At 72.4% G+C, this 14440-nt stretch carries 11 protein-coding genes; 5 read left to right on the top strand and 6 right to left on the bottom strand.

Going from position 1 to position 14440, the window contains the following annotated elements; all coding sequences use genetic code 11:
• Positions 1-78: 78 nt before the first annotated feature.
• Complete coding sequence (locus ACIPXM_RS15180) at positions 79-1602, bottom strand: glycosyl hydrolase family 18 protein (RefSeq protein WP_401655345.1); 1524 nt, start codon at positions 1600-1602, stop codon at positions 79-81.
• Positions 1603-1658: 56 nt separating this feature from the next.
• Positions 1659-2447, bottom strand: a complete 789-nt coding sequence (locus ACIPXM_RS15175; protein WP_401655343.1) for a GntR family transcriptional regulator — start codon at positions 2445-2447, stop codon at positions 1659-1661.
• A 222-nt stretch (positions 2448-2669) separates the two neighbouring features.
• Here ACIPXM_RS15175 and ACIPXM_RS15170 point away from each other — a divergent pair, with 222 nt between their 5' ends.
• The 5 genes from ACIPXM_RS15170 to ACIPXM_RS15150 are packed head-to-tail and all read left to right on the top strand — an operon-like array spanning position 2670 to position 8549.
• Positions 2670-4019, top strand: a complete 1350-nt coding sequence (locus ACIPXM_RS15170) for an ABC transporter substrate-binding protein (protein WP_401655342.1) — start codon at positions 2670-2672, stop codon at positions 4017-4019.
• 9 nt (positions 4020-4028) lie between these two features.
• Positions 4029-4943, top strand: a complete 915-nt coding sequence (locus tag ACIPXM_RS15165; RefSeq protein WP_401655341.1) for a carbohydrate ABC transporter permease — start codon at positions 4029-4031, stop codon at positions 4941-4943.
• On the top strand, positions 4940-5824 hold the full coding sequence (locus ACIPXM_RS15160) for a carbohydrate ABC transporter permease (protein ID WP_401655340.1): 885 nt from the start codon (positions 4940-4942) through the stop codon (positions 5822-5824). The genes ACIPXM_RS15165 and ACIPXM_RS15160 overlap by 4 nt, the downstream gene beginning before the upstream one ends.
• Positions 5821-7092: a 6-phospho-beta-glucosidase gene (locus ACIPXM_RS15155; RefSeq protein WP_401655339.1), complete on the top strand. Its 1272-nt coding sequence runs from the start codon at positions 5821-5823 to the stop codon at positions 7090-7092. Before ACIPXM_RS15160 ends, ACIPXM_RS15155 begins: the two co-directional genes overlap by 4 nt.
• The gene (locus ACIPXM_RS15150; RefSeq protein ID WP_401655338.1) at positions 7089-8549 is read left to right on the top strand and encodes a glycoside hydrolase family 3 protein; all 1461 of its coding nucleotides are present in this window, start codon (positions 7089-7091) and stop codon (positions 8547-8549) included. Before ACIPXM_RS15155 ends, ACIPXM_RS15150 begins: the two co-directional genes overlap by 4 nt.
• Positions 8550-8680: 131 nt before the next feature.
• Here ACIPXM_RS15150 and ACIPXM_RS15145 read toward each other — a convergent pair whose 3' ends face one another.
• From ACIPXM_RS15145 to ACIPXM_RS15130, 4 genes are all read right to left on the bottom strand, one after another.
• Complete coding sequence (locus tag ACIPXM_RS15145; protein ID WP_401655337.1) at positions 8681-11290, bottom strand: ABC transporter permease; 2610 nt, start codon at positions 11288-11290, stop codon at positions 8681-8683.
• Positions 11291-11349: 59 nt separating this feature from the next.
• Complete coding sequence (locus ACIPXM_RS15140; RefSeq protein WP_401655336.1) at positions 11350-12177, bottom strand: ABC transporter ATP-binding protein; 828 nt, start codon at positions 12175-12177, stop codon at positions 11350-11352.
• A 177-nt stretch (positions 12178-12354) separates the two neighbouring features.
• The gene (locus ACIPXM_RS15135) at positions 12355-13644 is read right to left on the bottom strand and encodes a sensor histidine kinase (RefSeq protein ID WP_401655554.1); all 1290 of its coding nucleotides are present in this window, start codon (positions 13642-13644) and stop codon (positions 12355-12357) included.
• Positions 13641-14312, bottom strand: a complete 672-nt coding sequence (locus ACIPXM_RS15130; RefSeq protein ID WP_401655553.1) for a response regulator transcription factor — start codon at positions 14310-14312, stop codon at positions 13641-13643. Before ACIPXM_RS15130 ends, ACIPXM_RS15135 begins: the two co-directional genes overlap by 4 nt.
• Positions 14313-14440: the final 128 nt, after the last annotated feature.

Genomic DNA, 14440 nt, shown 5'->3' with positions numbered 1-14440 from the left:
GGTGGCAACACCGGAAGAAGAGTGCGTGAACGGGGCGGAAGGGGCACCGCGCCCCTCCCGCCCCGCCCCGCGGCCGTACTAGAAGCGGGTCCGGATCGCGTCGATGTCCGGGGCCGCCGCCGAGGAGTTGTCGAACGCCACGGCGTTCGCGCCCTTGCGCAGCGGCAGGGTCACGGTCACCGTGCCGGTTTTCGTGTAGCCGCCGGTGGGTGCGAAGTCGACCGTCCTGACGGTCTTTCCGTTGACGGAGATCCGCGCCCGCTGGGTGGTGGTCTCGCCGTTGGTGTAGGCGATGGTCAGCTCCCGGGTGCCCGCCTTCGGGGCCCGGACGCCGTTGACGGTGAGCGTGGAGCCGTTGCCGATGTGGCCGACGCGGGCGCTGCCGGAGCAGGGCGCGCAGTCGAGGACGGCGGCCTTGCCGCTGCGGGCGTTGGCGGTGGCCTCGGCCTGGTAGGTGGTCACCCCGGCACCGGCCGAGAACCAGTGGTTGCCGCCGCCGAGCACCCACACCGACACGTTGTCGACGCCGAGCCCGCGGACCAGGGCCAGCTTGCTGTCGAGGGCCTGCTGGTCCACGTAGTTGTAGAAGGTGTCGCCGACCCGCCAGCGGATCTCGCCGGACTCCGGGTCGCGCCGGGACTCCATCACCTTCGGGTCGGCGGAGAAGCCGGGCGCCTTGCGCATGTCGGCGTAGGTGAGGTTGCCGACGATGTTCTGACACTTCTCGGTCGCGGTGTACGCCTCCGAGGGCAGGCCCGCGACGAAGCGGTGGCGCTGGTCCTGCGGGATCTCGGCGAGCGCGCCCTCGATGAGGTACGTGGCCCACTGGTAAGGCGCGAAGGCGATGCAGGTGTCGCCGACGGGCGACTGGTACTCCAGGTCGTAGGCCATCATGACCACTTCGTCGGCCCCGGCGGCGAGCACGTCGCCGTAGTGGAACGCGGTGTCGATGTCCGGCGGGCCCTCGACCTGGAGCCCCAGGCCCTTGGCGTGCAGGCCGGCCGCGAGCTCGCGGATGAAGGTCATGAAATTGGTGTGGTCGGTGGCCGACCAGTCCCAGTAGTTCTCGAAGTCGACGTCGACACCGGTGAAGCCGATGTTCTTGGCGAGGGTCGCCAGGGTGTTGACGGCGGCGGTCCGCTTGGTCTTGCTGCCGGTGAGCTTGCGCTCGCTGGCCAGGTCGGCGAGGGACACGGTCATGTACTGCTTGGCCGACCACGCCTTGACGTCGTTGGCGTTGGCGACGCTGTAGCCGTTGCAGGCGTAGTCCGGGTTGGAGGCGTCCATCCGGACCGCGTCGCCCTTGGCGTTGATCGTGTAGTACTCGGGCTTCAGCGCGCCCTGCTTGACCCGGCCGTCGTGGTACTCGGCCTTGGCGGAACAGGTGGTGCTGCCGGCCGGGCCGGGGTACAGCCACTCCTGGTAGAAGACCCCGGCGGGGGCGGCGGCCGCGGCGGCGGTCCGCGACGAGCCCTGCGCCCGGGCCTGGTTGCGTGCCTCGGCCTTGACGTCACCGGTGCCCGACGCCATGGTTTGGGGGACCACGACGACGGAGCCGAGCACGATTCCGGCCATGGCGCAGCGGACTATGAGACGTGACATGCGCCCTCCTGGGCGTCTGGGGGGAGCCGCGTCCGGGGACGCGGCACAAGGGAGGGTCAGCTCTTCGAGAAGTACGGGTCGGTGGTGACCGTGTCGGCGCCGGGGATGTTGGCCGTGGCGTCCCACAGCCCTCCGCGCCGCCCGCCGGAGAGTTTCAGCCGGGTCGTGATCCGGTAGCGGTCGCCGCGGTAGACCGCCCGGGTGTACTCCACGATCCGTCCGGAGGCGTCCTCGGTGGTCCGCTCGAGCAGGAGCGCCGGGAAGTACAGCGGCACTCCGAGCAGGTCCGATTCCTCCTCGCCGGTAACGGTCGGTTCGATGCTCTGGACCGCCTCGTCGACCTCGATCCCGTACCGGGCCGCGAGCAACTGGTAAAACGAATGCTTTTCCAGATCGCGCGCGGTCAGTCCGGGGACGAGCTCGTCGGGGACGTGCACCGTGTCGATGGAGATGGGTTCTCCGTCGGCCAGGCGCAGCCGGGTGATGCAGACGACCTGGGCGGCCGGGGTCAGCCGCATTCTGCGGCCGAGCCTGGCCCCGGCGTCGAACCGGACCAGATCGAGGGTCCTGCTGGTCCAGACTCCGTCCACACGTCCGGGGGATTTGCCCAGTTCCTGGGCGATTTTCGGCTCGGCGACGAACATGCCGCTGCCGTGCCGACGGACGAGCAGACCGTCCCGTACGAGTCCGTCCACCGCTGCCCGTACGGTCGGCCGGGACACCCCGAGTTCCTCGCAGAGCTGACGCTCCGAAGGGACCGGGGCGCCGGGCGACAGCGACTCGATCAGGTCGAGGAGATGCTCCCTGATCTGCTGCCGCTTGGGTGAACGATCCGTACTGGTCACCTAACCACTTCCCACGTTTTTCTCTTGAAGCCGTTGACTGCGCCGCAAGACTGGCGCAAACTCGCCGCACTGGTCAAGCAGTTGGACAACTGGTTAAGTTCTCGCACTGACCAGTCCTCGTCCGGACCACGGAGCGCCCGCTCCGTCCGGTGCCGACTCCCCGGTCGAACCCCCGTCGACCCGGCGCCCGCCCTCCTCCTCCCCTCGCTTGGAGATCCCATCATGCATCGCCCCCTGCGCGCCGCCGCGACGGCACTCGCCCTGGTCACGGCGCTCACCACCGCCCTGACCTCCTGCACCTCCACCGCGGGCTCCTCGGGGCCGGACAAGAGCGCGTCCGAGGCCGACACCACCCCCGTCACGCTCACCTTCTGGCACGCCTTCAAGGACGACCGGGAGATCGCCGCCGTCGCCTCGGCGATCGACGCGTTCCACAAGAAGTACCCGTACATCACCGTGAAGGCGGTCAAGGGGCAGGACGACAGCAAGATCAACCAGTCGCTGCGCGGCGGCACCGCGCCCGATGTGGCGGCCTCCTTCAACGCGGGCAACGTCGGCGGCTGGTGTTCCTCCGGCGGATTCCAGGACCTCACCCCGTACCTGACCGCCGACCAGGTCGACCTGGCGCAGATCCCCAAGGCCGTCCAGGACTACACCGCGTTCGACGGCAAGCGCTGCACCATGCCGTGGCTCGCCGACGCCTTCGGCCTCTACTACAACAAGAAGCTGTTCGCCGAGGCCGGCATCACCGCCCCGCCGAAGACCATGACCGAGCTCGCCGAGGCCACCAAGAAGCTCACCCGCCTCAAGGCCGACAAGTCCATCGACGTCGCCGGGTTCATGCCCTACATGGGCGGCTACGAGATGCTCCCCGAACACCTCGTGCCCAGCTTCGGCGGCACCTGGCTGAAGCCCGACGGAAAGTCCAACACCGCCGCCGACCCCGCCTTCAGCGCCGCCCTGACCTGGCAGAAGGACCTCGTCGACTGGTTCGGCGCCGACAAGCTCAAGCGCTTCAAGGACAGCATGCCCGACGAGTTCACCGCCGAGAACGCCTTCCACACCGGCAAGCTCGCCATGATGGTCGACGGCGAATGGCGCAACGCCTTCATCAAGAACGAGAAGCCCGACCTCGACTACGCCACCGCCCCCATGCCGGTCGCCGACGACAAGCCCGAGCTGTACGGCTCCGGATTCGTCGGCGGCAACGTCATCGGCATCCCGCGCGGCAGCAAGCACACCGGCGCCGCCTGGAAGCTGGTCAAATTCCTCACCACCGACCCCGACGCGCTCGCCATCATGTCCAACGTCACCGGCAACGTGCCGACCACCCTGGACGGGCTCAAGTCGCCCAAGCTGACCCTGGCGAACGACCCCAGGATGAAGGTCTTCTACGACATCTTCAAGCACCCGAAGACGTCCTCCACCCCCGCCAGCGCCGACGGTGCCGCCTACATCACCAACTTCCTGCCGTTCGCGGAGAAGTGGCAGCTCGGCCAGGTCCCCGACCTGAAGGCGGGCCTCGCCCAGCTCGACCGCCAGAACGACGCCTCGCTCGACCTGGGCCGGTGACCCATGGCCATGGCGCCGCCGCTCCGCGGCCGGCTGCGGATCCTCGGGTTCCTCTCCCCGTGGCTCGTCGGCTTCGCGGTCTTCCTGCTCTACCCGCTGGTCACGACGGTCTACCTGTCGTTCACCAACGCCAACCTGCTCCAGCCCGCCGAATGGGTGGGCCCGCGCAACTACGTCCACATGTTCACCGAGGACCCGTACGTCGGTAAGTCGGCGCTCAACACCCTCTGGATGATCGCCATCATGGTGCCCACCCAGGTCCTGTTCGCCCTCGGCGTCGCCATGGTCCTGGTCCGGCTCAAGTCCGGCGCCGGTTTCTACCACACCCTGTTCTACCTGCCCTCGCTCGCCCCGCCGGTCGCCGCCACCGTCGCCTTCGTCTTCATGTTCAACCCCGGCACCGGACCGGTGAACACCATCCTCGGCGCCCTCGGCATCGAAGGCCCCGACTGGTTCAACTCGCCCGCCTGGTCCAAGCCCGCCCTCACCCTGCTGTCCCTCTGGGGCATCGGCAACGTCATGGTGATCTTCCTCGCCGCGCTGCTCGACGTCCCCGCCGAGCTGTACGAGGCCGCCGCCCTCGACGGCGCCGGACCCTGGTACCGGTTCCGCTACGTCACCCTGCCCGCCATCTCCCCGGTCCTGCTGTTCTCCGCGGTCACCGGCGTCATCGGCGCCCTGCAGTACTTCACCCAGGCCATGGTCGCCGCCGAAGCCGCCGGCGGCATCCACTCCGGCGCCAACCCCGGCTACCCCGAGGGCTCCACCCTCACCGTGCCGCAGTGGATCTACCGCACCGGCTTCACCCAGTTCCACATGGGCTACGCCTGCGCCCTCGCCGTCGTCCTGTTCGTGGTGTCCATGACCGTCACCGTGGTGCTGCTGCGCCGCTCGTCCGGCTTCCAGCCCCAGGAGGGCGCATGACCCTGACCGCCGCCCGGCTGCCGCACTCCGCCCGGCGCGCCGCCCGCACCAAGGCCGTCGCCCGCCGCCGTCTGGTCTGGATCGCCGACCACTGCGTGGCCCTCGCCCTCGCCATCATGTTCATGGCCCCGCTGGTGTTCGTCGTCCTCACCTCCCTGATGACCGACCAGCAGGCCAACACCTCCGACCTGTGGCCCCGCGACTGGCAGTGGTCCAACTTCGCCACCGTGCTCTCCGACGCGCCCATGGTCACCTGGTTCCGCAACACCCTGGTGTACGCGGCGCTCAGCACCGTCCTGGTGGTCTGCTCCAGCCTGCCCGTCGCCTACGCCCTGGCCAGGTTCCGCTTCCGCGGCGCCAACCTGTCCTTCCTGGCCGTCATCACCATGATGATGCTGCCGCCCCAGGTCCTCATCGTCCCGCTCTACATCCTGTGGGCCAACCTCGGCCTCACCGGCACGCTCTGGCCGCTCGTCGTCCCCTGCCTCTTCGGCGACGCCTTCGCGATCTTCCTGCTCCGGCAGTTCCTCCTCACCATCCCGCAGTCCTACCTCGACGCCGCCCGCGTCGACGGCTGCGGCGAGATCCGGCTGCTGCTGCGGGTCGTGGTGCCGATGATGCGGCCCGCGCTCTCCGCCGTCGCCCTCTTCCAGTTCTTCGCCGCCTGGAACGACTACTTCGGCCCGCTGATCTACACCGGCGAGGTCCCCGACCACTGGACGCTCGCCATCGGCCTCGCGTCCTTCAAGACCGTGCACGCCGTCCACTGGAACCTGACCATGGCCGCGACCCTGCTCGCCATGGCCCCCGTGATCGTCGTCTTCTTCTTCGCCCAGAAATCCTTCATCGAGGGCGTCACACTGACAGGAGTCAAAGGTTGAAACTGGCCATCGTCGGCGGTGGGTCCACCTACACCCCCGAACTCGTCGACGGATTCGCCCGGTTGCGCGACACACTGCCGCTGGACGAACTCGTCCTCATCGACCCCGACGCCGAACGGCTGCGCCTCGTCGGCGACTTCGGCAGACGCATCCTCGCCAAGCAGGGCCACCCCGCCCGGCTCACCGTCACCTCCGACCTCGACGCCGGAGTCCACGGCGCCGACGCCGTCCTGCTCCAGCTCCGCATCGGCGGCCAGGCCGCCCGGCACACCGACGAGACCATCCCGCTCGACTGCGGCTGCATCGGCCAGGAGACCACCGGCGCCGGCGGCTTCGCCAAGGCCCTGCGCACCGTCCCCACCGTCCTCGACATCGCCGACCGCGTCGCCCGGCACGCCCCCGACGCCTGGCTCGTCGACTTCACCAACCCGGTCGGCATCGTCACCCGCGCCCTCCTCGACGCCGGCCACAAGGCCGTCGGCCTGTGCAACGTGGCCCGCGGCCTTCAGCACACCATCGGCGACTGGTACGGCGTCACCGCCGACCGCGTCCAGCTCGACCACATCGGCCTCAACCACCTCACCTGGGTGCGCCGTGCCGTCCTCGACGGCGTCGACCTGCTGCCCGAGATCCTCGACAAGCACGGCGAGGCCCTCGCCCGCCGCTGCCGCCTCCCCGTCGACATGATCCGCGACCTCGGCGTCGCCCCCTCCTACTACCTCACCTACTACTACGGCCACGACGAGGTCCTCGCCGAACAGCGCGGCGCCGAGTCCCGCGCCCACGCCGTCGCCGCCATCGAACGCGAACTCCTGGAGATGTACGCCGACCCCGCCCTCGACACCAAGCCCGCCCTGCTCGAACAGCGCGGCGGCGCCTACTACTCGGAAGCCGCCGTCAACCTCATCGCGGGCCTCCTCGAATGCCGCGGCCCGCTCCAGGACGTCCCCCAGATCGTCAACGTCCGCAACAACGGCGTCCTGCCCTTCCTGTCCGACGACGCCGTCATCGAGGCCCCCGCCCACGTCAGCTCCCGGGGCGCCGTCGCGCTCCCCGCCGCACCGCTGCACCCGCTCTACGCCGGACTCGTCGCCCATGTCTCCGCCTACGAGGAACTGGCCCTCGAAGCCGCCCTGCACGGCGGCTTCGGCCGCGTCGAACAGGCCCTGCTCGCCCACCCGTTGATCGGCCAGGCGACCACCGCCCGCAAGCTCGCCGCCGACCTCGTCGCCGCCAACCGCGACCACCTGCCCTGGGCGCGCGGATGAGCACCGAACGAGAGCTGTACGGGTTCGCCGACGCCTGCCTGCTGCCCGGCTTCACCGGCCACACCGCACCCGACTGGGTGCGGCGCCGGATCGCCGAGGGCCTCGGCGGCGTCGCGCTCTACCACGACAACGTCACCGGCATCGGACAACTCGCCCAGCTCACCTCCGAGTTGCGCGGCGAGCGGGTCGACGTGCTGATCGCCATCGACGAGGAGGGCGGCGACGTCACCCGGCTCGAGATCGCCCGGGGCAGCTCCTGGCCCGGCAACCACGCCCTCGGCCGGGTCGACGACACCGACCTCACCCGGCAGGTCGCCGCCGGCATCGGCCGCACCCTCGCCGAGACCGGCGTCAACCTCAACTTCGGCCCGGTCGCCGACGTCAACACCACCGCCGCCAACCCGGTCATCGGCGTCCGCTCCTTCGGCACCGACCCGCTGCGGGTGGCCGCCCACACCGCCGCCTACGTCGAAGGACTCCAGTCCACCGGGGTCGCCGCCTGCGCCAAGCACTTCCCGGGCCACGGCAACACCGTCGTCGACTCCCACCACGACCTGCCCGTCGTCCACGACGACGCGGCCGTCTTCGAGAGCACCGCCTTCCCGCCCTTCCGGGCCGCCATCGAGGCCGGAGTGCGCTCCGTCATGACCGCGCACATCACGGTCCCCGCCTACGACACCGTCCCCGCCACCCTCAGCGCCCCCATCCTCACCGGGCTGCTCCGTGAACACCTCGGCCACACCGGCGTGGTGATCACCGACTCCCTGGAGATGGAGGCCGTCAACAGCACCGTCGGCATCGTCGAAGGCGGCGTACGCGCCCTCATCGCGGGCGCCGACCTGCTCTGCACCGGCACCCGCGACGGCGAACAACGCGTCATCGCCCTGCGCGAGGCCCTCGTCGCCGCCGTCCGCGACGGACGGCTCCCCGAGACCCGCCTCGCCGAGGCCGCCGAACGCGTCCGCGCGCTGAGCCGGTGGACCGCCCGCTCCACCGGCCGCGGCGCCGACACCGCACTCGGGCTCGCCGCCGCCCGGCGCGCCGTGCACGCCGTCGGCATCACCCCGCTCACCGCACCCCCGCTCGTCATCGAACTCGGCGACGAACCCAACCCGGCCGTCGGCCGCACCCACTGGGGCCTCGGCCAGACCCTCCAGGAGGCACTGCCCACCACCACCGTCCGCAGCTACCACGGCCCGGACGACAACCCGCTCGACGAACTGAGGCACACCGGACCCGGCACCCCGCTGGTCGTCGCCGTCCGCGATCGCCACCGTCACCCGTGGATCGCCGCCGCCGTCGACGAGCTGGTCGCCGCCCGCCCCGACACCGTCCTGGTCGAGATGGGCCTGCCGCACGGCACCCCGCCCGCCCGGCACTACATCCACACCCAGGGCGCCGCCCGGGTCTGCGCCCAGGCCGCCGTCGAGCTGCTGCTCGGCCGCCCGACGAGCTGACCCGCAGGGCCGTACGGTCCCCGGAAGGCCCGGACCGACCCCCCGCGGTCCGGACGCGCCCTTCCGGACGGCGGCCGGGCCCCGGGGCATCATCGCCCCGGGGCCCGGCCGTACCTTGTCCTGCGGCGGTACTAGCCGGCCGCCACCGCCTCCAGCGGGCTCAGCGCCGCCGCCCGGCGGGCCGGGACCGCCGCCGCGACCGCGCCTATCGCGAGCGACAGCAGACAGATCAGCAGCAGCGTGCCCCAGGGCAGACGGAACGCGTACTGGTCGAGCGCGCCGTTCGCCAGCGAACCGACCGCCCACGCCCCGAAAAGACCGCCCGCGAGCCCCAGCAGCGTGCCGAACGCGGCCACCGTCACCGCCTCCAGGCGGATCATCCGCCGCACCCCCGCCCGGTCCATGCCGAGCGCCCGCAGCGCGCCGATCTCCCGGGTCCGCTCCGCCACCGACATCGCAAGCGTGTTGACGATGCCGAGCGCGCCGATCACCACACCGATGCCGAGCATCCCGTACATCACGTTCAGCAGATCACCCATCGTCCCGGCCGCCGCACGCACCAGCTGGTCCCGGTCCTGCACCGTCACCAGCGGGCTGTCGCCGACCGCCGTCCGCAGCCGCGCCGCGAGCTCCGGCGACACCGCCCCGCCGTCCGTGCGCACCAGGACCCGCTGCACGGACCCGGGCAGGAACGCCTGCCGCGCCACCTCCTCGCGGGCGCCCAGCGCGTCACGCGCCACCGGGTTGTCCCGGTAGACACCCACCACGGTGTACGGGGTGGGCTCCTGGCCGCGCCCGAGGGCCAGCTTCAGCTGCCCGCCGGTCGACACCCCGGTCTCCCTGGCCAGCGTGCTGGACACCGCGACCTTCCCCGGGGCGAGGGCGGCGGCCGAGCCGCTGACGAAGTCGAGCGTCATCACCTGGTCCACGGTGGCCGGGTCGACGCCGGAGATCTCCCGCACGCCGCCCCCGGTGAACACGGTGGAGTCGGTGACGGCGCTCGCCGTCCGGACCCCGGCCGTGTCCGCCACCCGGCGCACCGCGGCCGGATCGATCGCGGTGGTGGTGGACCGGCTGCCGATCACATAGTCGGCGCCGAGCCCGGCCGCCGCCTGCCGGTCGAGCGCCTGCCCGGTGGAGTGGCCGATGACGGCGAGCCCGGCGACGAGCGCCGTGGTGACGAGCAGCGTCGCGGCGGTCGCGGCGGTACGACGCGGGTCGCGCAGCGCGTTCTCCCGGGCCAGTTTCCCGCTGACCCCGAAGCGACCGGAGCGACCAGAGCGACCGGAGTGACCGGAGCGCCGCCCCGTGACCCGCCCGGCCAGCCGGATCACCGGCCCCGCGAGCAGCGGCGCGAGCGCGACCAGCGCGGCGACCAGCAGTCCGCAGCCGAGCATGGCGCTCTGGAGGTTCTCCTCCGAGGCGTCCCGCGCCCCCGACAGCGACACCAGCCAGCCCGCGCTGAGCACGAGCAGCACCCCGCCGATCACTCCTCGGGCCTTCAACCCGCCTGCGGGTGACGCCTGTTCGGCCGTACGCAGCGCTTCGAGCGGCGCGACCCGGGCCGCCCGCCGGGACGGCAGCCACGCGGCGAGCACCGTCACGCCGACGCCCACCCCGAGCGCCGCGACGACCGCCGTCGGCCCGATCACCAGCGGCCCGCGGGGGAGTTGCCCCCCGCCGCCGTCCAACAGGCCCGGCAGCACGGCCGCGACACCGAGACCGAGCACGAACCCGGCGGCCGACGCGACCAGCCCCACGATCAGCGCCTCCAGGAGCACCGAACGGGACACCTGACGACGCGAGGCGCCGATCGCGCGCAGCAGCGCGATCTCCCGGGTGCGGCGGGCGACGACCATGGTGAAGGTGTTGACGATGAGGAACGAGCCGATGAAGAGCGCGACCCCCGCGAACACCATCGGCACCTTCTCGTAGCCCCGGGTCAGGGTGTCCACCAGGATCGCCTGCTGCGCGGCCTGCGCGGCACCCGTGGTGGCCTCCGCCCGGTCGGCCGGGAGCACGGCGCCGACCCGGTCGGCCAGTTCGTACGGGCTGGTGCCGGGCGCGGCCGTCAGATCGATGCCCGTGTAGTGACCGGGCGTCGCGAACAGCCGCTGCGCCGTGGCGACGTCGAACAGGGCGAGGGTGCCGCCCGCCGTGACCCGGGTGTCGTCGGTGGTGACGAGACCGACAAGCCGCATCCGCAGCACCGGCCCGTCGGTGGCCAGGGTGACCGTGTCACCGACCTTCAGGCCGCCCGCCTCGGCCGTGCCCCGGTCGACGAGGAGCTCCCCGGCGCCGTGCGGCGCCCGCCCCTCGACCAGCGGATACCGGCGGTCCTCGCCGTCCTTGCCGGGCACGTACGCCCCGGCCTGGTTGGACCAGGCCCGGTCGGCGCGCAGCGGGTCGCCGTCGGCCCCGTTCAGGACGGCCGAGCCGTCGGCCGACGGCCGTACCGCCGCCACCCCCGGCACGGCGGCGAGCTCGCGCACGAGCGAGTCGGTGAGCACGTCCCGCGGCGGTGCGCCGCCCGGCGACTTCCCCGGCGGCGGCTCCTTGGCGGTCACGGTGACCGCGATGTCGGCGAAGCTCTTCGACGCGGCGGCCCGATGGGCGGCGGCGGTGGAGTCGGCGAAGACCAGGGTGCCGCTGACGAACGCGACGCCGAGACAGACGGCGAGCACGGTCATCAGCAGACGGGCCTTGTGCGCGAGGACGTTGCGCAGGGCTGTTTTCAGCATGACGGGCTTTCCAGGCGGGGGAGTTGGCGTGGTGGAGGGGGAGCGGGCGCGGCCGCCGCTCAGACGAGGCCGCCGGTCCGCGCGCCGTCGCCGGGACGGCCGCCGTCACCGGCCCTGGCGCCGAGGTGCTTCATCAGCTCCAGGACCCGGTCGGGCGTCGGCCGGGCCATCTCGTCCACCGGCCGCCCGTCGGCGAGGAACACCACGCGGTCGGCGTACCCGGCGGCCACCGGGTCGTGGGTGACCATGACGACGGTCTGGCCGAGCTCGCGCACCGAGTCGCGCAGGAAGCCCAGGACCTCCGCCCCGGACCGGGAGTCGAGGTTGCCGGTGGGCTCGTCGCCGAACACGATCGCGGGGCGGGCGGCGAGCGCGCGGGCGACCGCCACCCGCTGCTGCTGGCCGCCGGACAGCTGCGCGGGCCGGTGCCCGAGCCGGTCCGCGAGACCGACCATCGACACCACCCGGTCCAGCCACCGCCGGTCCGGCGCCCGCCCCGCGATGTCCATCGGCAGCGTGATGTTCTCCAGGGCGGTCAGTGTCGGCAGCAGGTTGAACGCCTGGAACACGAACCCGACGCGGTCGCGCCGCAGCCGGGTCAGCTGCCGGTCGTTCAGCGTGCTCAGTTCGGTGCTGCCGATCCGTACCGACCCCGAGGTCGGCGTGTCGAGCCCGGCCACACAGTGCAGCAGCGTCGACTTGCCGCAGCCCGAGGGGCCCATGATCGCGGTGAACTCGCCCTCCCGGAACGCGATGTCGACCTGGTCGAGGGCCACCACCCGGGTGTCGCCCGAGCCGTACACCTTGGTCAGGCCGCTGGTGGCGGCCGCGATGCCGGGGGTGGCGAGCGAGGTGGGGGCGGGCGGACCCGCGGGGCGGACGGTCATCGGGACTCCTCTTCGGTGCGGCGCTCAAGGTTGCGGAAAGCGCACTTCAGAGGGTGTCCGGCGGACGTATCGGGCGCTGGGCGACGATGTATCGGGCCGCGCTCCGGCGTGTAGCGGTTCTGTATGCGGCGGATCCGACGGGTACGGGGCGGCCCCGGGCCCGGCGGTCCGGCGGGCTCAGCCGGCCGGCAGCCGGAGGGTGGCGACGGCGCCGCCGTCGGGCGCGTTGCCGAGCCGCAGCGTGGCACCGAGCAGCCGGGCCTGCCCGAACGCGATGGTCAGCCCGAGCCCGTGCCCGGCGCCGCGCTCCGCCGCGCCCGTGTGGAAGCGGCGCGGCCCGTGCGCGAGCAGGTCCTCGGGGAAGCCGGGCCCGTGGTCGCGGACGGCGACGGTCGCCCCGTCGACGGTGACCTGGACCGGCGCCGTGCCGTGCCGGTGGGCGTTGACGACGAGGTTGGCGACGATCCGCTCAAGGCGGCGAGGATCGGTCTCCAGGGTGAAGGGCTCCCCAGGGCCGGAGCCGGGCCCGGCTCCGGCTCCGGCGACGATGACCTCGGTGTCGTGTCCGGTACGGGCCACGGCCTCGGCGACGACCTCGGCGAGCGGCACCCGGGTCCACACCGCCTGCTCCGCCCCCGCCTCAAGCCGCGAGATCTCCAGCAGGTCCTCGACGAGCCCGCGCAGATCCCGGACCCGGGCCCGGATCAGATCCTCCGTCGCCCCCGGCGGCAGCAGATCGACGGCGGCGAGCAGCCCGCCCACCGGGGTGCGCAGCTCGTGCGCCACATCGGCGGTGAACTGCCGCTCGATGCGCAGCCGTTGGGACAGGCTGTCGGCCATCCGGTCGACGGTGGCGGCGATCTCGGCGACCTCGTCCCGGCCTTCGGTGGGTCCGGTACGGGCGTCGAGGTCACCGGCGGAGATCCGGCTCGCGGTCTCCGACACCTGCCGCAGCCGCCGGGCGACGAGCCCCGCCCCGTACACCGTGACGGGCACGGCGGCGCCGAGCGCGAGCAGCGAGGCGACGGTCATCGTCATGTCGAGCCGGCCGAGGGTGTGCAGCTCGGAGCTCATGTTGACGCGGACGGCGAGCACCGGGCTGCCCGGGCCCGCGGTGCGCTGGGCGGCCCAGTAGCTCGGGCCCACGTTGCCCTCGACCCGGCCGTCGTACGCGGTGTGCCGGGCGGCGTCGCGCGGCGCCCGCAGCGCGGCGGGCAGCTCGACGGGGTCGAGCTCGGCGCCGTCGGCGAGGGTGCCGGTGCGCCGGTAGACGTCCATGGCGGAGTAGACGCTGTTGAAGGCGGCGGCCTGGGCGCGGTCACGGATGTCGTTCGCGGTCCAGAGATGGACCAGGACACCGACGGCGGTCGCCACGAGGGCGGCCGTGAGCGCGGCGAGGGCGGCGATCTTCCAGCGCAGCGACGGCCGCTGGGACCAGGGGGAGGGGAACCCGCGCACCGGACTCAGCGCCGGAACTTGTAGCCGAAGCCGCGGACGGTCTCGATGCGGTCCCGGCCCAGCTTGCGCCGCAGCCGCTGCACGCACAGATCGACGACCCGGCTGTCCCCGTCCCAGCCGTACTCCCACACGTCCCGCAGCAGCCGGTGCCGCTCCAGGACCACGCCCGGGTGGGCGGCGAACTCAAGGAGGAGCTTCAGCTCGGTGGGGGTGAGGGCGACGAGCGCGCCGTCCAGGGTGACCTCCATGCCCGCGGTGTCGATCCGCAGACCGCCGAAGTCGAGCACATCGGGAACGTCGGGAACGCCGGGCTCCGGCCGGGGCCCGGCGGCCGGGTCCGCGCCGGGCGCGTAGGTCGCCCGCCGGAGCAGCGAGCGGATCCGGGCGACGAGGACATAGGTGTCGACGGGCTTGACCACGTAGTCGTCGGCCCCCGCCTCCAGGCCCGCGACCACGTCGAGGCCGTCGCCGCGCGCGGACATCATCAGCACCGGCACCAGGCTGGTCTCGCGGACCCGGCGGCACAGCCCGATGCCGTCGAGACCCGGCAGCATCACATCGAGGACCAGCAGGTCGAAGGGCTCGTCGCGGAAGAGCTCCAGCCCCTCGAGACCGTCGGCGGCCGCCCGCATCTCGTACCCGTACCGTTCGAGCGCCACCGTGAACGAGTGCCGCATCAGCTCGTCGTCCTCGACGAGCAGGACCCGTACCGCGCTGGGCGGGGTGGCGGCCTGGGCGGCGGAAACGGACACGGGGATTCCTCCGGACGGCGGGACGGTACGGCTGCGTGGGCGGGTGGGGCGGA

This window comes from Streptomyces sp. NPDC090025, from assembly GCF_044748125.1.
GTDB lineage: Bacteria > Actinomycetota > Actinomycetes > Streptomycetales > Streptomycetaceae > Streptomyces.
Note: the sequence above shows the minus strand (reverse complement) of the source record. Positions and strands in the feature narration are given on the sequence as shown.